Below are 18,721 nucleotides of genomic sequence, written 5' to 3' on the forward strand. Positions count from 1 at the left end.
CGGGGTAGAGCCCCGGTCCGCCGAGGTAGAGCTCCGGTCCGCCGAGGTAGAGCTCCGGTCCGCCGAGGTAGAGGCGTGGTCACGACCACGCCTCTACCTCGCGCTACCAGGGCTCTACCTCGCGCTACCGGGGCTCTACCTGGGGGCTACCGGGGCTCTGCCCCGGGGTGGGTGCCCGACGGCGCAGCGTGAGCACCGCGTGGACGGCGAGGCCCGCGAGCACGGCCCAGAACGCGGCGCCGATGCCCGCGACGACCGTCCCGCTCGCGGCGACGAGGAACGTCACGACGGCCGCCTCGCGGCCCCGCGGCTCGGCGACCGCCCCCGCGACGGCGGCCCCGAGCGTCCCGACGAGCGCGAGCCCGGCGGCCGCCTCGACGAGCCCGGCGGGCGCGGCCGCGACCAGCGCGGCGAGCCCGGCCGAGCCCACGGCGAGCGCCAGGTAGGCCCACCCCGCGGTGTGGGCGGCGACCCAGCGCCGTCGGAGGTCGGGGTGCGCCTCGGGTCCCGCGGCGAGCGCGGCGGAGATCGCCGCGAGGTTGATCGCGTGCCCGCCGGCGGTGGCGCCCGCGAGCGTTGCGAGGCCGGTGACGGTCATGGTCTCGCGCCACGGCACGCGGTAGCCGAACGAGGCCATCACCGCGACGCCCGGGACGTTCTGCGACGCCATCGTCACGACGTAGAGCGGCACGGCGAGCCCGACGACCGCCTGCCACGACAGCGTCGGGACGGTGAGGTCGAGGCGGGGGACGGCGTCGGCCCAGGCGAGGGTGCCGCTCCCCACGGCCTCGTACCCGACGATCGCGAGCGTGACCGCGAGCGCCGCCGGCGCGGCCCAGCGCGGCGCGAACCGCAGCAGCACGAGCCACGTGAGCACGACGGGCGCGACGAGCAGCGGCGTCGTGACGAACGCCCGGACGGGCGCGAGGCACAGCGTGAGCAGCACGCCCGCGAGCATCGCCTGGGCGATCGGGGTGGGGATCGCGGCGACGAGGTCGCCGAGGCGCGGCCAGAGCGCGGTGAGCAGCACGAGCCCGCCGACGACGCAGAACGCGCCGACCGCGGCGGGCCAGCCGCCCGCGACCGCGCCCGTGCTGACGAGCAGCGCGGCCCCGGGCGTGGACCAGGCGAGCGTGAGCGGGGTGCGGTGGCGCGTCGTCAGCCAGAGGATGCCGACGGCCTGCGTCACGCACAGGGCGAGGAGCCCGGACGCGGCCTGGTCGGGCGTGGCGCCGACGGCGCGCAGGCCGGCAAGCACGACGGCGAACGAGCTCGTGAAGCCGACGAGGGCCGTGACGAGCCCGGCGAGGACGGGGCGCAGGCGCTCCGGGTCGGGTTCCATGCTGCTCCAGCGGACGTGCCGAGCCGTTCTGTTTGCGGAACGCTACCAGAGTGGCCTGGGTCACGGCCGGTAGGCTGCCGCGCGTGAGCGACGGGGGAGCGCAGGCGAGCGCAGGAGCGGGCACAGGAGCGGGCACAGGGGCGAGCGCAGGGCCGGACGACGCCCCGGGTGGTGGTGCCCCCGCGCCGTCGGACCGCCGCGGGGACGAGACGCTCGCCGCGGTCGCCGCCCAGATCCGGGCGCTGCGGGCCGAGCGCGGGCTGTCGCTGTCGGCGCTCGCGGCGGCGGCGGGCGTCGGGAAGGGCTCGCTCTCCGAGATCGAGCACGGCGCGCGCAACCCCACGCTCGCGACGCTCTACGCGCTCGCCGGGGCGCTCGGCGTCCCGCTCGCGACGCTCCTCGCCGAGCGGCCGGGGTCGGAGGTGTCGTCCGAGGGCGTCCGGGCCCGCCTCCTCGACGCCCACCACCTGCCCGACGGCACCGCCGTCGAGGTCTACCACCTGCACCTCGAGCCCTCCGCGGACCGCACGTCGCCGCCGCACGGGCCGGGCGTCGTCGAGCACCTGCTCGTGACGTCCGGCCGCCTGCGCGCGGGGCGTCGTGGCGCGGAGGCCGTGGTGACCGTGGGCGACGAGCTGCGCTGGGTGTCGGACGCCGAGCACTCCTACCGGGCGCTCGACGGGGCACCCGTCGACGCGGTGCTCGTCATCCGCACGCCCCCGCGACGCGGCGAGCGGCCCGCTACCGCAGGCCCGGTCCCGGTGCCCACGCGCCGGACGTGAACCCCGACGGCGCTCCCGGCGACCACGGGGCCGGCGGCGGCTGCGGGGCCCGGACGAGGAACGCCTGGCGCGCCGTGAGCATGAGCTGCAGCAGCGCGCGCCGCTGCCCCTCGACGCGCCACGCCTCGACCGCGCCGCGCTCGACCCTGTCGTGGAGCAGCGCGAGCTCGGTCGCGGCCTGCTGGTAGTCGCGCATCGCGTGCGCGGCCCCCGCGCCGCCGGTGCGGCGGGCCCAGTCGCGCGCCTGGCGGCGCGCGGCGAGCGTCGACAGCATCGCGAGGTCGGCGGGCGTGACGAGGCCCGTCGGGACGTACGGCACGAGCTGGCGCTGGATCGTCGCGACCGTGCGGCGTCGGTCCCGGACGAGCAGGACGACGAGCGTGACCAGCACCCCGAGCCCGGCGAGGTACGCGACCCCGAGCGCGAGCGGGCCGAAGCCGGTCGAGGCGTTCCACAGCATGTGCAGGGCGATCGCCGCGGCGAGACCGCCGAGCGGCGCGAGCACGCGGCGCGGCCCGGGCGGGCTCGTGGCCGCGCTCGCGACGCCGAGGCCCGTGAGCGCCGTGCACAGCGGGTGCAGCAGGGGGGTGACGATGGCTCGCAGCACGAACGTCGGGCCGAGCGTGCCGTCCTGCGCGGCCATGATGAAGTACGTGACGTTCTCGACCGCGGCGAACCCGAGGGCGACCATCGCGGCGTAGATCACGCCGTCGGTCCAGCCGTCGATCTCGTGGCGCCGGAACCAGAGCATCCCGAACAGCACCGCGCCCTTGAGGATCTCCTCCACGAACGGCGCCCCGAACGACGCGACGACGTACCAGCCGACCTCCTCGCCGAACAGCGGCGCGGTGAGCAGCTCCAGGCCGAGCGTGTTGAGGATCCCCGCGACGAGCGTCGCGATCCCCGCGCCCCACAGGAACGCGACGACGAGCGCGCTCGGCGGCTCGGGCTCGAGGCGGTCGAGCGCGAGCACGACCGGCACCCAGATGCCCAGCGGCACGAGCGCGAGCAGCAGCCCGACCGTGAACGTGCCCACCCCGGACAGTGCCGCGAGCACGAGGCCCACGAGGAGGCACAGGCTCGCGACGGCGATCGTCACGATGACGCCGACGCGCGCGCGGCCCGGCGGCCGGCCCTCGAGCACCGCGCGCGGGTCGAGCGGGACGGCGGCACCCGCCGGGCCGAACGGGTGCGGCGGCTGCTGGGGCGGGGGGACGGCCGGGCCGTGCGGCGGGAAGGTCACGGGCGGTAAGGCTACGCACCCGGTGGGCGACGCGGGAAGGCGTCCGCCCGGCGCGCCGCGCGGGGGCCGGGGGAGGTCGCGCCGCGCGGTGGCCGGGGGGTGGGGCTACGCCGCGACGTCGTACCCGGAGCGCAGGCCGCCCCGGCGGCGGACGGTCGCGTCGTCGGGCACGATCTCGTCCGGCGGGACGACGGCGCCGGCCTCCACGAGCACCCGGCGCCCGACGCGCGCGCCGCTGCCCACGCGGGCGCGGTCGCCGACGCGCGCCTCGGGGGCGATGCGGACGTTGTCGCCGACGCGGACGTCGCGGCCGAGGACGACGTCCCGGTCGATCCAGGTGCCGTCGCCGAGCCGGCAGCCGTGGCCCACCACGGCGCCCTTCTCGACGTAGGTGCCCCACCCGACGGGCACGGACTCGGGGACGCGGGCGTGGGGCGACACGAAGCCGCCGCCGGTGTGACGGTCGTAGTGCATGATCTCGCCGAAGTCGTTCTCGACCTGGACGCGGCGTGCGAGGCGGGCCACCTGACCTCCTCAAGGTCTGTCGACAGTGGTACTGGTGACATAACGACGACGAGGCGCCCAGGATTCCGACGCCGTCACCCCTCCGAGGTAGAGCCCTGGTCCCGCGGGGTAGAGCCGCGGTCCCGCGAGGTAGAGCCCTGGTCGCCGGGCCGACGGCGGAGGTCGCCCCGCCTTTCGTGCCCCGCAGGCGAGAACCGCCCGGGCGACCTCCCGCGGCGGCGCCACGGTCGCCGGGCGCGGACCGACCGCCGTCGTGTCGAGCAGGTGGTTCCGGCACGTCCGGGCCGACGGACGCGCCGGAATCGCCTGCTCGCGCTGCCCGGATGGCCTGGTCGGCCCGCCCCCGGTCCCGACGGGCGACCTGGCCGCCCCGGGTGCCTGGCCGACGTCGGGCACGGTCAGCCTGGACGCCGCGGCGAGGCCGCGGCGTCGGGTGTGACCTCGGCTCTACCTCGGCCGACTACGGCTCTACCTCGGCCGACCAGGGCTCTACCCCGCGGAGCCAGGGCTCTACCTCGGCCGACCAGGGCTCCACCCCGTGGGACCACGGATCTACCTCGGTGGGACCTCGCCTCTACCTCGGCGGGACCTCGCCTCTACCTCGGCCGACCAGGGCTCTACCTCGCGGGACCACGGCTCTACCTCGCGACGGCGGCACCTCCTCGCGGCGGGGGGCGGTCAGACGGTGCGGGTGGTGCCGCGGACGACGAGGGTCGTGGGGAGGCGGACGTGGGGGTCGCGCGTCCGGCCCTCGACGAGGTCGACGATGAGGCGCAGGGCCTCGGTGCCCATGCGGTGGATGGGCTGGTCGACGGTCGTCAGGGGCGGGGTGGTGAGCGCGGACTCGGGCACGTTGTCGAAGCCGATGACGGAGACGTCGTCGGGCACGCGGAGGCCGAGCTCGGCGGCGACCTCCATGGTGCGGATCGCGGAGAGGTCGTTGGCGGCGAAGATCGCGGTGGGGCGCTCGGGGAGCGAGAGGAGCTCGTGCGCGGGGGAGTCCGCGAGGTCGGGGCGGTAGCCGCCGACGCGCACGAGGTCGGGGTCGAAGGCGATGCCCGCGTCGGCGAGCGCCTCGCGGTACCCCTGCTCGCGCAGGCGCGCGGACTCGAGGTCGGGGCGGCCGGCGAGGAAGCCGATGCGGCGGTGGCCGAGGTCGAGGAGGTGCTGCGTCGCGGTGCGGCCGCCGGCGAGGTTGTCGGAGTCGACGGTCGGGGGGTCGGAGGGGCCGCGGTGCGGGTCGACGGCGACGACCGGGATCGAGCTGCCGCGCGCGACGACGGTGGGCGTGACGAGGATGGCGCCGTCGATGAGGGTGCCGCCGAGGCGGGACAGGGAGCGCTGCTCCCAGCCGACGCGGTCGTCGCGGCGCAGGCCGCCGGAGTAGGCGAGGAGCTCGTACCCGGTCCCGTCGACGGCCTCGGAGATGCCCTTGAGCAGCTCGGTCGAGAACGGCTCGAACTCGGCGACGAGGATCCCGATGACGTTGGTCTTGCTGCTCCGCAGGCTCCTCGCGACGATCGACGACTCGTACCCGAGGTCGTCGATGACCTGCTGGACGTGGCGGGAGGTCTCGGGCGCGACGCCGTAGCGACCGTTGATCACCTTGGAGACGGTCGCGACGGAGACGCCGGCGGTGCGCGCGACGTCGCCGATCGTGACTCTTCCCGTGGAGCGCATGGGGATGACAGTAGCCCCTGGCGAGGGCGTCCGGCGGCCCGCGCCACGTCGTGTGTAAAACGTTATCGATATCGATTGACACGACCGGGTCGCGCCTGCCAGAGTCGCTACCGGCGGCCCCACAGCGGTGGCGGCCCGGCGCGCTCGAGGCAGCGTGCGCCCCGGTGCGACTCGACGAAGAGGACGGAACGATGAAGTCTCGGAAGCTCCTGACGGCGACCGCCGTCGCCCTGGCGGGCACGCTCGTGCTCACGGCCTGCGGAGGCGGAGGCGACTCCGGCTCGGACGACGGCTCGGTCTCGATGACCTTCTGGCACAACTCCACGACCGGTGAGGGCAAGGCCTACTGGGAGGAGACGGTCGCGGCGTTCGAGGAGGCGAACCCCGGCGTCACGATCGAGATCCAGGCCATCCAGAACGAGGACATGGACGGCAAGCTCCAGACGGCCCTCAACTCGGGCGACGCGCCCGACATCTTCATGGCGCGCGGCGGCGGCAAGCTGGCCGACGTCGTGGAGGCCGGCCAGGCGATGGACCTCACCGACGCGATCGACGACACCACGCGCGAGGCCGTGGGCGACGCGGCGCTCAGCGCCTTCACGGTCGACGGCAAGGTCTACGGGATGCCGGTCTCGATCCTCCCGGGCGGCGTCTACTACAGCGAGGACCTGTTCGAGCAGGCCGGCGTGACGGCGAACCCGACGACGATCGACGAGCTCGAGGGCGTCGTCGACCAGCTCAAGACCGCGGGCGTCGCGCCGATCGCGCTCGGCGCGAAGGACGCGTGGCCGGCTGCGCACTGGTACTACTTCTTCGCCCTGCGCGAGTGCTCGCAGGACACCATCAACACGGCGGCGAGCGAGCGCAGCTTCGACGACCCGTGCTGGCTCAAGGCCGGCGAGGACCTCCAGGCCTTCGCCGAGACGGAGCCCTTCAACCAGGGCTTCCTCACGACCTCCGCGCAGCAGGGCGCGGGCTCGTCCGCGGGCCTCATCGCGAACCACCAGGCGGCCATGGAGCTCATGGGCGCGTGGAACCCCGGCGTCATCGCGTCGCTCACGCCGGACGAGAAGCCGCTCGCGGACCTGCAGTGGTTCCCGTTCCCGGCGGTCGAGGGCGGTGACGGCGAGCCCGGCGCCATGATGGGCGGCGTCGACGGCTTCTCCTGCTCGGCCCAGGCCCCCGCCGAGTGCGCGGAGTTCCTCAACTTCATCATGTCGAAGGAGTCGCAGGAGGCGTACGCCACCGCGTTCCACACCCTGCCCGCGAGCAAGGAGGCGCAGGGCGTCGTGACGGAGCCCGCGCTCGTCTCGATCCTCGAGGCCTACAACGAGGCGCCGTACGTCACCGTCTGGCTGGACACGCTGTTCGGGCAGAACGTCGGCAACGCGCTCAACACCTCCGTGGTCAACCTGCTCGCCGGCAAGGGCACGCCGCAGGACATCGTCGACACGACGAACGCCGCAGCGGCCAAGGAGTAGCCGGAGCCATGACCGTGTCCCAGGGCGAGACCTCGCCGAGCACGACGACGCCCGAGGACCGGGCCGGGGGCGGCGCTGGCGCCGTGGCAGGGCCGCCCCCGGCCGCCGCGGCGCGGGCCCGCCGCCCGCGCCGCGGCCGCTGGGGCCAGCGAGCCGAGATCGCGGTGCTCGCCGGGCCGGCGCTCGTCGTCTTCCTCACGTTCGTCATCGTCCCCGTGCTGATGGCGGCGTACTACGGGTTCTTCAAGTGGAAGGGCTTCGGCCCGCCGACGGACTTCGTGGGGTTCGAGAACTACCTCACGATCTTCCGGGACCCCGAGTTCCTCGCGGCGCTGCGGCACAACGGGTTCATCGTGCTCATGTCGCTCGTGCTCCAGGGCCCGGTCGCGGTGGTCGTCGCGCTCATGCTCAACCGGCGCATGCGCGGCCGCTCGGTGGTCCGCGTGCTCGTGTTCGTGCCGTACGTGGTGTCCGAGGTGATCGTCGGCACGGGGTTCAGCCTCATGCTCTCGACGACCGGCGCCGTGAACGACCTGCTGGAGAAGATCGGCCTCGGGTTCCTCGCGGTCGACTGGCTCGCCGACCCCGACGTCGCGATCTGGACCCTGCTGCTCATCATCACGTGGAAGTACATCGGCTTCGCCGTGATCCTCTTCCTCGCGGGCCTCCAGGGCATCCCCGACGAGCTGGGCGAGGCCGCCGCGATCGACGGCGCGTCCTACTGGAAGGCGCAGCGCTACGTCACGCTCCCGCTGCTGGGCCCGACGGTCCGCATCTGGGCGTTCCTGTCGATCATCGGCTCGCTCCAGCTGTTCGACCTCGTCTACATCATCTGGGGCCAGTACGTGGCCTCGACGGCGGGCACGTCGACCATGGCGACCTACATGGTCGCGAACGGCCGCAACGCGGGGAACTACGGGTACGGCAGCGCGGTCGCGGTCGTGCTGTTCCTCATCTCCCTCGCGGTGGCGCTCGTGTACCAGCGGTACGTCCTGCGCCGTGACACCGAGGGCGCGATCACGGAAGGGAAGAAGTGATGGCCACCGTCACCGCCGTACCCGCGCCCGAGCGTCCCGCCGGCGTCAAGACCCCGAAGGAGCCCCGCGGCTCCGGCATCGGCCGGGGCGGCCCGCTGACCTACGTGGTCGCGTGGCTGCTCGTGGGCGTGTGCCTCGCGCCGATCGCGTACATCGTCGTCGGCGGGTTCCGCACCAACGCGCAGATCACGGCCGACCCGTCGGGCCTGCCCGACCCGTGGCAGGTCGTCAACTACGTCGAGGTCCTGTCGAGCTCGCTGTTCTGGCAGCAGCTCGGGAACTCGCTCGTCGCGGCGCTCCTCACGACGCTCGGCGTCGTGGTGCTCGGCCTCATGGCGAGCTACGTCATCGCCCGCTACTCGTTCGTGGGCCGCGGCGCGCTCTACGCGCTGTTCGCGGCGGGCCTGATGTTCCCCATGACGGTCGCGATCACGCCGCTGTACATCATGATCCGCTCGCTCGGGCTGATGAACTCCGTGGGCGGCCTCGTGCTCCCGCAGATCGCGTTCGCCCTCCCGACGACCGTCATCATCCTCGTGCCGTTCCTGCGCGCCATCCCGCGCGAGATCGAGGAGGCCGCGTCGATCGACGGCGCGAGCCGCCTCGGCTTCTTCTTCCGGATGGTCGTGCCGCTGTCCCTGCCGGGCGTCATCACCGTGGGGATCCTCGCGTTCGTCGCGAGCTGGAACAGCTACATGCTCCCGCTCTTCATCCTCAACGACGAGACGTCGTACACGCTCCCGCTGGGCGTGCAGGCGTTCGCGTCGCAGTACTCCGTGGACACCGCCCGCGTGCTCGCCTTCACCTCCCTGTCGATGATCCCCGCGCTCGTCTTCTTCTCGCTGTTCGAGCGGCGCATCGTCGGGGGCCTCACCGGCGCCGTGAAGGGCTGACCACGCCCGTCCGCACCCTGCCCCGTCCCGCGCCGCGCGCGGGACGGGGCCACCACCGAAGGAGAACGGTCCCGTGACCGACGTCGTCCCTGCCGTCCCGACGGCACCCCTCGGCAGCCCGGCCCCGGGCGCCGGCCCCGCGCCGACCCCCCGCCCCGCACCCCCGCAGATGCCCACGGTCTCCGAGCGCGTGCGCACGCTCCACGCGCGCATGACCCTCGATGAGAAGCTCGCGCAGCTCGTCGGCTACTGGCTCGACCAGAACGGCACCGTCGCCCCGATGCAGTCGGAGATGACGGCCGGCCAGGCCGACGGCGGCCGGCTCGCGGAGATCACGCAGCACGGGATCGGGCACTACACGCGCGTGTACGGCACGCGCCCCGTCGACCCGGCGGAGCGCGCGGCGTGGCTGTGGGCGGAGCAGCGGCGGCTGCGGACCGGGACGCGGCTGGGGATCCCGGCGATCGTGCACGAGGAGTGCCTCACGGGCCTCGCCGCGTGGCAGGCCGCGACGTACCCGACGCCGCTCGCGTGGGGCGCGTCGTTCGACCCGGACCTCGTCGAGGAGATGGCGCGCGAGGTGGGGGAGTCGATGCGCACGCTCGGCGTCCACCAGGGCCTGGCGCCCGTGCTCGACGTCGTGCGCGACCCGCGCTGGGGCCGCGTCGACGAGTGCGTCGGCGAGGACCCGTACCTCGTGGGCACGGTCGGCACGGCGTACGTGCGCGGCCTCCAGGACGCGGGCGTGCACGCGACGCTCAAGCACTTCGTCGGGTACTCGGGCTCCCGCGCGGGGCGCAACCACGCGCCCGTCAGCGCGGGGCCGCGCGAGCTCGCCGACGTCTACCTCCCGCCGTTCGAGATGGCGGTGCGCGACGGCGGCGCCCGGTCCGTCATGGCGTCGTACGTCGACGTCGACGGCGTGCCGCTGCACGCGAGCACCGAGCACCTCACCGAGGTGCTGCGTGAGCGCTGGGGGTTCGACGGCGTCGTCGTCGCCGACTACTTCGGCGTCGCGTTCCTCGAGGTGATGCACCGCGTCGCGGCCGACCGCGGCGAGGCGGCGGCGCAGGCGCTCCGGGCGGGCCTGGACGTCGAGCTGCCGACGGGCGACGCCTACCTCGCGCCGCTCGCCGAGCGCGTGCGGTCGGGAGCGCTCGACGAGGCGTGGGTCGACCGCGCCGTGCTGCGCCTGCTCACCCAGAAGGAGGAGCTCGGCCTGCTCGACCCCGGCGCCTACGCCGACGAGCCGCCGACCGCCGTCGACCTCGACACCCCGCGCCAGCGCGCGACCGCGCGCCGCCTCGCGCAGGAGTCGCTCGTGCTGCTCGCGAACGACGGCGTGCTCCCGCTCGTGCGGCCCGGGGCCGACGGCGCGCCGGCCGCCCCGCGGCGCGTCGCCGTCGTCGGCCCGGACGCCGACTCGGCCGAGGCGCTCATGGGCTGCTACTCGTTCGTCAACCACGTGCTCGCGCACCACCCGGGCACCCCCGCGGGCATCGAGCTGCCGACGGTGCTCGAGTCGCTGCGCGACGCGCTCGCCGGGGCGGGCACCGACCTCACGTACGTGCGCGGGTGCGCGGTCGAGGGCGACGACGTCACGGAGATCCCGGCCGCGGTCGACGCCGCGCGGGACGCGGACGTCGCGGTCGTCGTCGTGGGCGACGAGGCCGGGCTGTTCGGGCGCGGCACCGTCGGCGAGGGCAACGACGTCGAGTCGCTCGAGCTGCCCGGTGTGCAGCGACGGCTCGTCGAGGAGGTCGTCGCGACGGGCACGCCGGTCGTGCTCGTGCTGCTCACCGGCCGCCCCTACGCGATCGGCTGGGCCCTCGACGCGGGGTCGTCGCGCGGCGGCGTCCCGGCCGCCGTCGTGCAGGGCTTCTTCCCCGGGGAGGAGGGCGGGCGCGCCGTCGCGGACGTGCTCGTCGGCGCGGTGAACCCCTCGGGCCGCCTGCCCGTGTCGCTGCCCCGCGCGGGCGGCGCGCAGCCCTACTCCTACCTCCATCCGGTGCTCGGCGGGCCGTCCGACGTCACGTCCACCGACCCGACGCCGGTGCGGCCGTTCGGCTTCGGGCTGTCGTACACGCAGTTCGCGTACGCGGACCTCGAGGTCGACGCGGCCGTGGCGGCGGGCGGGACGTTCCGCGCCGCGGTCACCGTGACCAACACGGGCGCGGTGGCCGGGGCGGACGTCGTGCAGCTGTACGCGCGCGACGTCGTGGGCTCCGTGCCGCGGCCCGTCGCGCAGCTCCTCGGGTACGCGCGCGTCGACCTCGCCGCGGGCGAGTCGCGCCGCGTGACGTTCCGCGTCCCGACGACGCGCCTCGCGTTCTCCGACCGCCGCCTCGTGCGCGTGGTCGAGCCGGGCGACGTCGAGGTGTGGGTCGGCGCGCACGCGGCGGCCGTCGACTCCGCCCCCGGAGCGGGCGACCTCGGGTCGACGACCGGCGGCGCGATCGTCAACGAGTCCGCGCCGGCCGCGCGGCACGTGGTGCCGGGCGCGGCGACCGCGCGCGCGACCCTGGCCGTCACCGGCCCCCTGCACGAGGTCACGGCCGCGGACGAGCGGCTCGTCGCCGTCGAGGTGTCCGCACGCGTCGAGGCGGGGGAGCGCGCATGACGCGCGTCCAGAACCCCGTGCTGCCCGGGTGCCACCCCGACCCGTCGGTGTGCCGCGTCGGTGACGACTTCTACCTCGTCACCTCGACGTTCGAGTACCTGCCCGGCCTGCCGGTGCTGCGCAGCCGCGACCTCGCGACGTGGGAGCACGTGGGGGACGTCGTCGACCGGTCGGGGCAGCTCGACTACGACGGCATCCGGTCGTCGGGCGGCCTGTTCGCCCCGACGCTGCGCCACCACGACGGCACGTTCTGGCTCGTGTGCACGCTCGTGGACCCGGACGACGACTCCCGCGGCGGCAACTTCGTCATGACGGCGACCGACCCGGCCGGGCCGTGGTCCGACCCGGTGTGGCTGCGCGACGAGGACGGCGAGCGGGTCGCGGGGATCGACCCGTCGATCTTCTTCGACGACGACGGTCGCGTCTGGCTGCACGGCACGCGCCTCGCGCCCGAGCCGGAGTGGTTCCACCAGACCGAGGTGTGGGTGCGCGAGCTCGATCCCGCGACGTGCACGCTCGTGGGCCCCGAGCACGTCGTGTGGACGGGGGCCGTGCGCGGTGCCGTGTGGGCCGAGGGTCCGCACCTGTACAAGGTCGACGGCACGTACTACCTGCTCGCGGCCGAGGGCGGGACGGACTTCCACCACGCGGTGTCCGTGGCGCGCGCGTCGTCGGTCACGGGGCCGTACGAGGGCAACAAGGCCAACCCCGTGCTCACGCACCGGCACCTCGGGCGCGGGGTGGACGTCGTCGGCGTGGGCCACGCCGACCTCGTCGAGGCGCCCGACGGCTCGTGGTGGGCCGTGCTGCTCGCGATGCGTGTCTACGGCGGCTACCACTACCCGCTCGGCCGCGAGACTTTCCTCGTCCCTGTCGTGTGGGAGGACGGCTGGCCCGTCCTCGCGCCCGGCGAGGGCCGCGTGCCCGACGCCGTCGAGGTCCCCTTCGCGAGCCCGGCGCCCCGGACGGCGGTCCAGGGCGGGGCGAGCGGCGTCGTCCGCCCGGACGACCCGCGCTGGACGGCGGTGCGCGCCCTGCCGCGCGACGTCGCGACCCCGGCGGGCGAGGGCTGGGACCTCCCGGTCCGCCCGACGACGCTCGCCGAGCCGGGCGCGCCCGCGTTCCTCGGCGTGCGCCAGCAGCACCGCGACGTCGACGTGACGGTCACCGTGCAGGTCCCGGCCGCGGCGGGGGAGCGCGCGGGCGTCGTCGTGCGCCAGTCCGAGGACGACCACGTGCGGCTCCTCGTCGACGGCGGCCCGGGCGACGAGCGGCGCGTCGTCGCCGTGCACCGGCGCGGCGGCACGGACGCGGTGGTCGGGGAGACGACGGTGACCGCCGCCCCCGTGGAGCCGGTCGTCGTCGGGCTGCGCGTGCGCGGGCAGGACTACGGGCTCGTCGCCGGGCCCGCCGACGGGCCGGTCGTGGACGTCGCGACGGTCGACGGGCGCACGCTCGACAGCGCCGCCGCGGGCGGGTTCCTCGGGCTCTGGCTCGGCGTGCACGCGACGAGCGAGGGCCGCCCGAGCGCGTCCGTCGTGCGCGTCGAGCGCTTCGTGTACGAGCCGGTGGCCTGACGCGTCGCCCGGGCGTGCGGGAGCGTGCGGCCGGGCTACGGTCGGGGCATGTCGAGCGAACGGACACGCACCGAGGTGGACCTGCTGGGGCCGAAGGAGGTCCCGGCGGACGCCTACTACGGCGTCCACACGGTCCGCGCCATGGAGAACTTCCGCATCTCGGGGACGACGGTGAGCGACGTCCCCGAGATGGTGCGCGGCATGGTGATGGTCAAGAAGGCGTCGGCGCTCGCGAACCGTGAGCTGCGCACCATCCAGCGCGACGTCGCCGACGCGATCGTCGCCGCGTGCGACGAGATCCTGCGCCACGGGCGGTGCCTCGACCAGTTCCCGGTCGACGTGTTCCAGGGCGGGGCCGGGACGAGCGTCAACATGAACACCAACGAGGTCGTCGCGAACCTCGCGCTCGAGCTCGCCGGGTTCGAGAAGGGCCGCTACGACGTCATCAACCCCAACGACCACGTCAACCGCTCGCAGTCCACGAACGACGCCTACCCCACGGGTTTCCGCCTCGCGGTCCACGAGCTCGTCGCGCGGCTCCAGGACGAGGTGCGGCGGCTCGAGCGCGCGTTCGACGAGAAGGCGTCCGAGTTCGCGGACGTCCTGAAGATGGGGCGCACGCAGCTCCAGGACGCGGTCCCCATGAGCCTCGGCCAGGAGTTCGCCGGGTTCGCCGTGAACGTCGGGGAGGAGATCCGCCGGCTCGAGGTCGCGGGCGAGCTGCTGCTCGAGGTCAACCTCGGCGCGACCGCGATCGGCACCGGGCTCAACACCCCGCCCGGCTACCCGAAGGTCGCGACGCGCCGGCTCGCCGAGGTGAGCGGCCTGCACACCGTCCCGGCCGAGAACCTCGTCGAGGCGACCTACGACAACGGCGCCTACCTCGCCGTCCACTCGGCGCTCAAGCGGCTCGCAGCCAAGCTGTCGAAGATCTGCAACGACCTGCGGCTGCTGTCGTCGGGGCCGCGCGCGGGCCTCGGCGAGATCAACCTGCCCGAGCTCCAGGCCGGGTCGTCGATCATGCCCGCCAAGGTGAACCCCGTCATCCCCGAGGTCGTCAACCAGGTCTGCTTCAAGGTCATGGGCAACGACGTGACGATCACCCACGCCGCCGAGGCCGGGCAGCTCCAGCTCAACGTCATGGAGCCCGGGCTCGCGCAGTCGATGTTCGAGTCGCTGCACCTGCTGACCAACGCGTGCGTCGCGCTGCGCACCAAGTGCGTCACGGGCATCACGGCGAACGTCGAGGTCTGCCGCCGCCACGTGCTCGACTCCATCGGCATCGTCACGTACCTCAACGAGATCATCGGCCACCGCAACGGCGACCTCGTGGGCGCGGAGGCCGCCCGCACCGGGGCCTCCGTGCGCGACGTCGTGGTCGCGCGCGGCCTGCTCACGGCCGAGGAGGTCGACGCCGTGCTGACGACCGAGAACTTCCTGCGTCCCCGCTACACCGGCCGCTACTACGAGCCCGACGAGCGCGGCCTGCCGCCCGCGGGCGAGGAGGGCGAGTCGTCACGCGTCGTCGAGTCCGACGACGCCACGGGCGCGCCCCCGGAGCCCGAGCCCGAGGCGTCCTGACCCGCGGCTACGACCGGACGCGCACCGCCCGCAGCACGACGCCGACCGCGAGCACGGCGACCCCCGCGACCACGCTCGGGACGGGCAGCGTGACGACCAGCGCGACGCACCCGAGCGCGCCGAGCACCGGGAGGACTCGCGGGTAGAGGCGGTGCGGCGCGGTCTGGCGCAGCGCCGAGAGGTTCGCGACGAGGTAGTAGACGAGCACCCCGAACGACGAGAACCCGATCGCGCCGCGCAGGCCCGTCGTGAGCACGAGCAGCACGACCGCCGCCCCGACAGCGAGCTCCGCGCGGTGCGGCACCCGGTGCACGGGGTGCACCGCGGCGAACCAGCCCGGCAGGTCGCCGGTGCGGGCCATCGCGAGCCCCGTGCGGCTCACCCCGGCCAGGAGGGCGAGGAGCGCGCCGGCGCTCGCGGCGACCGCGCCGACGCTCACGACCGGTCCCGCCCACGACCACGATCCGGCGGCGACGGCGTCGGCGAGCGGCGCGGCGGACGTCGCGAGCCGGGCGGGCCCGAGCACGGCGAGGAGCGTGACCGCCACGACGGCGTAGAGCACGACGACCGTCCCGAGCGACACGAGGACCGCGCGCGGGATGGTGCGGCGCGGGTCGCGCACCTCCTCGCCGAGCGTCGCGACGCGCGCGTACCCGGCGAACGCGAAGAACAGCAGCCCTGCGGCCTGGAGGACGCCGTACCAGCCGCCGTGCGCGCCGTCGGCGTCGAGGACGACGGACCATCGCGGCGTCGTCCCCGCGAGGCTCGCGACGACCGCCGTCGCGATCGCGAGCAGCGCGACCGCGACGATCCCGCGCGCGAGGCGGGCCGTGCGCGTCACGCCGCGGTAGCCGACCGCGGTGAGCACGACGACCGCCGCGGCGGCGACGGGACGCTCCCACCCGGGCGGTGCGGCGTACGCGGCGAGGACGAGCGCCATGGCGGCGCAGCTCGCCGTCTTCCCGACGACGAAGCCCCACCCCGCGACGTAGCCCCACCAGGGGCCGAGGTGCTCGCGCCCGTACACGTACGTGCCGCCCGACGTCGGGTGCTGCGCGGCGAGCTGGGCCGACGACGTCGCGTTCGCGTACGCCACGACGGCGGCCAGCGCGAGGCCGACGAGCAGGCCCGTCCCCGCCGCGGCCGCCGCCGGGGCGAACGCCGAGAACACGCCCGCGCCGACCATGGACGCGAGCCCGACGACGACGGCGTCCGTCGTGCCGAGGCGGCGGGCGAGCGACGGCTGGCCGGGTGCGGTGGTCACCCGCACAGCGTGCCAGGACCAGGTGTCCACGAGGTGTCCGACGGCGGCCCCGCCACCCGCCCCGGGGCGTGGTCCGGAGCGTCCCCGGGAGCCGGTACAGTTCCCGCCGGTGTCCCGTCCCGGTCGTCGTCGACCGGTCCCGACGAGCGGGGGGCGACGGGCTGTGCGCTTCGGCGAGGACGGCGGTGCAGGGGTGGTCTCAGGAGGGTCCGGCGACGGGCGGCGCGCGGGGCGGACGGCGTCGCGCGCAGTGCTCGCGGGGGTGCTCGCGGGCGCGGTCGTGGTGGGGGCGCCGGGGGTCGCGAGCGCGGACCCGGATGACGGGCTGTCGGAGACGTCGCACGTCCGCTACGAGGTGGACGGCACCGGCCCGGTCCGGGTCCGGGTGACGACGACGCTGCGCAACGAGCAGCCCGACAGCGGCCAGTACTTCTACTACTGGGACGCCTACGGCATCCCCGTGCCGGCGGGCGCGACGGACGTCACCGCGACGAGCGGCGGCGCCAGCCTCCCCGTCACGCTGGAGCCGACGGAGGACCCGGCCACGAGCGCCGCGCGGGTCTCGTTCTCGCCCCTCAACTACGGGCGCGAGCGGACCGTGGAGTGGGCCTACACGATCCCGGGCGAGCCCATCCGCTCGGAGGGGTACACGCGCGTCGGGCCCGGGTACGCGACGTTCGCCGTCAACGCGGCCGGCGACCCGGGGCAGGTGACCGTCGAGATCGTCACCCCGACGTCGATGGACTTCGACAGCACGTGGGACGGGTTCACCCCGATCCTCGAGGGCACGACCCGGACGCACCGCGCGACGGAGAGCACCGACGACCTCGGCACGTGGTCGTTCGTCTCGCTCCGGGACCCGGCGCAGGTCGACACGACGACGGTCGACGCCGCGGGGACGGAGCTCGTGCTCGAGAGCTTCCCGGGCGACGCGGAGTGGAGCGCCTTCGTCGCGGAGCAGGTCGCCGCCGGGCTGCCCACGCTCGAGCGCGTCGTCGGGATGCCGTGGCCGGGGAACCTCGAGCGCATCCGCGAGGACGTGTCGCCCGAGGTGCTGGGGTACGCGTGGTTCGACCGCGGCTCCGGCGAGATCGTCATCCCCGAGGACCTCGACGCCGGGCTGCTCTTCCACGAGCTCTCGCACGCGTGGCTCGCCGGGGACCGGTTCGCGGACCGGTGGGTGTCCGAGGGCCTGGCCGAGGTCGTGGGGGAGCGCGTCGCGGCGCAGACGGGCGGCCCGACCGAGACGTTCCCGGCCCCCGCGCGCGACGCGGCCGAGGCGCTCCCGCTCGTCGCCTGGGCGGACGTCGACGTGCAGGACGGCGCCGACGCCACCGAGGAGTACGCGTACGCCGCCGCGTGGACGGCCGTGTCCGCGCTCGTCGGCGGGCTCGACGACGAGGCGCTCGGGTCGCTCGTCGCCGCCGCGTACGCGGGGGAGAGCGCCTACGACGCCCCCGGCGAGCCGGGCCGCCCCGGCCTGACCGACGGGCGTCGCTTCCTCGACCTCGTCGAGGTGCGCGGCGAGGTCGCCGACGCCCAGGCGGCCTACCGCACGTGGGTCGCCGACGCCGACGAGACCGCCCTGCTCGACGCGCGGGGCCCGGCCCGCGAGGCCTACGTCGCCCTCGACGCGGCCGACGGCGCGTGGCTGCCGCCCGCGGGGCTGCGCACCGCGATGACGGACTGGGCGTTCACGGACGCCGACGCGGCCCGGGAGGCGATCGGGCCCGACGCCGCCGCGGCCGCCGGCCAGGTCCAGGAGGCCGCCGACGACGCGGGCCTGCCCGACCCGGCCGCCGTGCGCACGCAGTACGAGAGCGCCCGCACCGCCGAGGAGTACGCGGCGCTCGCGACCGTGCTGCCGCGCACGGTCGAGGTCGTCGGGACGGTCGGCGACGCCGTCGCCGCGAGCGCTGGCGGCGGGCCGTTCGCCGACCTCGGCCGCCTCCTGCTGGACGTCGGCGGCTCGACCGCCGACGCCCGCGCCGCGCTCGACGCCGGGCGCCTCGACGAGGCCGCCGCCGCGGCCGACGACGCGTCGTCGCGCGCCGCCGTCGCGCCGTGGGTCGGGATCGGTGCGGTGCTGCTCGTCGTGGCGGCGCTCGCCGGTGCGGTCGTGCTCGTGGTGCGCCGCCGTCGTGCGGCGGCCTCCGCCGCACCTGCCGCCGCCGCGCCCGTCGCGCCGGACGCGGACCCGGCGGTCGAGCGGGACTCGGCGGTCGACGAGACGGACGACCCCGCGGACGAGGGGAAGCCCGCCGTCCCCGCCGCGGCGCCGTAGCCCGCGGCCCGGGTGGTGAGCCCGGCGGGGCGACGTACGGTCGAGGGAGTGCGCCCGGTCGACCAGGCGGCCGGGCCGGAGACCAGGAGGGCCCGCTCATGACCGCGTCGCAGCCGCAGGACCGCCGGGGCACCGGCGACGAGCAGGACTGGCGGGACGAGCAGGAACCGGCCCGCGGCGAGCCGGACATCGGCACCGCGGGCGCGTTCCCCGCGCTCGCCAACGACTCGCTGCCGAAGGACCCCGAGGTCCCCACCGACGTCGACCCGGGCGACGAGCGGAGCTGGAGCGGCGACGACGTCGACGACCCGGGCGCGGAGCCGGGCGCCGGCGCGTCGGGCACCGGCCGCTGAGGCCGGCCGAGCGGTCCCGCGGCGCCGGGGCGCGGCGGCGTCGGGGACACTAGGAGCAG

Annotated in this window: 14 protein-coding genes; 9 read left to right on the plus strand and 5 right to left on the minus strand. The window is 75.4% G+C overall.

What is annotated here, in order from left to right; genetic code table 11:
• Positions 1-124 precede the first annotated feature (124 nt).
• Complete coding sequence (locus B8281_RS06235) at positions 125-1,342, minus strand: benzoate/H(+) symporter BenE family transporter (protein ID WP_085387255.1); 1,218 nt, start codon at positions 1,340-1,342, stop codon at positions 125-127.
• An 83-nt stretch (positions 1,343-1,425) separates the two neighbouring features.
• On the opposite strand from B8281_RS06235, the gene B8281_RS06240 reads away from it, so the two are divergent.
• Positions 1,426-2,124 carry a helix-turn-helix domain-containing protein gene (locus B8281_RS06240; protein WP_085387256.1) on the plus strand — a complete coding sequence of 233 codons (699 nt, stop codon included), beginning with the start codon at positions 1,426-1,428 and terminating at the stop codon, positions 2,122-2,124.
• Here B8281_RS06240 and B8281_RS06245 read toward each other — a convergent pair.
• From B8281_RS06245 to B8281_RS06255, 3 genes are all read right to left on the minus strand, one after another.
• On the minus strand, positions 2,084-3,367 hold the full coding sequence (locus tag B8281_RS06245) for a PrsW family intramembrane metalloprotease (protein ID WP_232322698.1): 1,284 nt from the start codon (positions 3,365-3,367) through the stop codon (positions 2,084-2,086). The genes B8281_RS06240 and B8281_RS06245 overlap by 41 nt on opposite strands.
• Positions 3,368-3,472: 105 nt before the next feature.
• Complete coding sequence (locus B8281_RS06250; RefSeq protein ID WP_034652356.1) at positions 3,473-3,892, minus strand: hypothetical protein; 420 nt, start codon at positions 3,890-3,892, stop codon at positions 3,473-3,475.
• 678 nt (positions 3,893-4,570) lie between these two features.
• On the minus strand, positions 4,571-5,572 hold the full coding sequence (locus tag B8281_RS06255; protein WP_085387257.1) for a LacI family DNA-binding transcriptional regulator: 1,002 nt from the start codon (positions 5,570-5,572) through the stop codon (positions 4,571-4,573).
• Between the two features lie 191 nt (positions 5,573-5,763).
• Between B8281_RS06255 and B8281_RS06260 the strand changes: the two genes are divergently transcribed.
• The 6 genes from B8281_RS06260 to aspA all read left to right on the plus strand — a co-directional run bounded on the left by B8281_RS06260 (position 5,764) and on the right by aspA (position 14,761).
• Positions 5,764-7,053, plus strand: a complete 1,290-nt coding sequence (locus B8281_RS06260; protein ID WP_085387258.1) for an ABC transporter substrate-binding protein — start codon at positions 5,764-5,766, stop codon at positions 7,051-7,053.
• 8 nt (positions 7,054-7,061) lie between these two features.
• A complete protein-coding gene (locus B8281_RS06265; protein ID WP_074803268.1) occupies positions 7,062-8,090 on the plus strand; it encodes a carbohydrate ABC transporter permease in 1,029 nt (342 codons plus the stop codon).
• Positions 8,090-8,983 carry a carbohydrate ABC transporter permease gene (locus B8281_RS06270; RefSeq protein WP_043657187.1) on the plus strand — a complete coding sequence of 298 codons (894 nt, stop codon included), beginning with the start codon at positions 8,090-8,092 and terminating at the stop codon, positions 8,981-8,983. Before B8281_RS06265 ends, B8281_RS06270 begins: the two co-directional genes overlap by 1 nt.
• A gap of 169 nt (positions 8,984-9,152) precedes the next feature.
• Positions 9,153-11,603, plus strand: coding sequence for a glycoside hydrolase family 3 N-terminal domain-containing protein (locus tag B8281_RS06275; protein WP_085388637.1), 2,451 nt, complete (start codon positions 9,153-9,155; stop codon positions 11,601-11,603).
• The gene (locus B8281_RS06280; protein ID WP_085387259.1) at positions 11,600-13,180 is read left to right on the plus strand and encodes a glycoside hydrolase family 43 protein; all 1,581 of its coding nucleotides are present in this window, start codon (positions 11,600-11,602) and stop codon (positions 13,178-13,180) included. Before B8281_RS06275 ends, B8281_RS06280 begins: the two co-directional genes overlap by 4 nt.
• A gap of 48 nt (positions 13,181-13,228) precedes the next feature.
• Positions 13,229-14,761 carry an aspartate ammonia-lyase gene (gene aspA, locus B8281_RS06285; protein WP_085387260.1) on the plus strand — a complete coding sequence of 511 codons (1,533 nt, stop codon included), beginning with the start codon at positions 13,229-13,231 and terminating at the stop codon, positions 14,759-14,761.
• A 7-nt stretch (positions 14,762-14,768) separates the two neighbouring features.
• Here the strand turns inward: aspA and B8281_RS06290 are convergent, their stop codons facing one another.
• Positions 14,769-15,947: an APC family permease gene (locus B8281_RS06290; protein ID WP_157446700.1), complete on the minus strand. Its 1,179-nt coding sequence runs from the start codon at positions 15,945-15,947 to the stop codon at positions 14,769-14,771.
• A 271-nt stretch (positions 15,948-16,218) separates the two neighbouring features.
• Between B8281_RS06290 and B8281_RS06295 the strand changes: the two genes are divergently transcribed.
• Together B8281_RS06295 and B8281_RS06300 are read left to right on the plus strand one after the other, a co-directional pair.
• A complete protein-coding gene (locus B8281_RS06295; RefSeq protein ID WP_157446590.1) occupies positions 16,219-18,309 on the plus strand; it encodes a hypothetical protein in 2,091 nt (696 codons plus the stop codon).
• Positions 18,310-18,407: 98 nt separating this feature from the next.
• On the plus strand, positions 18,408-18,662 hold the full coding sequence (locus tag B8281_RS06300; protein WP_043657787.1) for a hypothetical protein: 255 nt from the start codon (positions 18,408-18,410) through the stop codon (positions 18,660-18,662).
• The last annotated feature ends 59 nt before the right edge of the window (positions 18,663-18,721 follow it).

The organism is Cellulosimicrobium sp. TH-20 (assembly GCF_002105775.1).
Taxonomy (GTDB): domain Bacteria; phylum Actinomycetota; class Actinomycetes; order Actinomycetales; family Cellulomonadaceae; genus Cellulosimicrobium; species Cellulosimicrobium funkei.

Excerpts from the sequence above, each read along its gene's own strand:
- B8281_RS06290 (WP_157446700.1), bottom strand. The coding sequence starts at position 15,947 with ATGGTCGGCGCGGGCGTGTTCTCGGCGTTCGCCCCGGCGGCGGCCGCG.
- B8281_RS06260 (WP_085387258.1), top strand. The coding sequence starts at position 5,764 with ATGAAGTCTCGGAAGCTCCTGACGGCGACCGCCGTCGCCCTGGCGGGC.
- B8281_RS06275 (WP_085388637.1), top strand. The coding sequence starts at position 9,153 with ATGCCCACGGTCTCCGAGCGCGTGCGCACGCTCCACGCGCGCATGACC.
- B8281_RS06235 (WP_085387255.1), bottom strand. The coding sequence starts at position 1,342 with ATGGAACCCGACCCGGAGCGCCTGCGCCCCGTCCTCGCCGGGCTCGTC.
- B8281_RS06270 (WP_043657187.1), top strand. The coding sequence starts at position 8,090 with ATGGCCACCGTCACCGCCGTACCCGCGCCCGAGCGTCCCGCCGGCGTC.
- B8281_RS06300 (WP_043657787.1), top strand. The coding sequence starts at position 18,408 with ATGACCGCGTCGCAGCCGCAGGACCGCCGGGGCACCGGCGACGAGCAG.
- aspA (WP_085387260.1), top strand. The coding sequence starts at position 13,229 with ATGTCGAGCGAACGGACACGCACCGAGGTGGACCTGCTGGGGCCGAAG.
- B8281_RS06255 (WP_085387257.1), bottom strand. The coding sequence starts at position 5,572 with ATGCGCTCCACGGGAAGAGTCACGATCGGCGACGTCGCGCGCACCGCC.
- B8281_RS06265 (WP_074803268.1), top strand. The coding sequence starts at position 7,062 with ATGACCGTGTCCCAGGGCGAGACCTCGCCGAGCACGACGACGCCCGAG.
- B8281_RS06280 (WP_085387259.1), top strand. The coding sequence starts at position 11,600 with ATGACGCGCGTCCAGAACCCCGTGCTGCCCGGGTGCCACCCCGACCCG.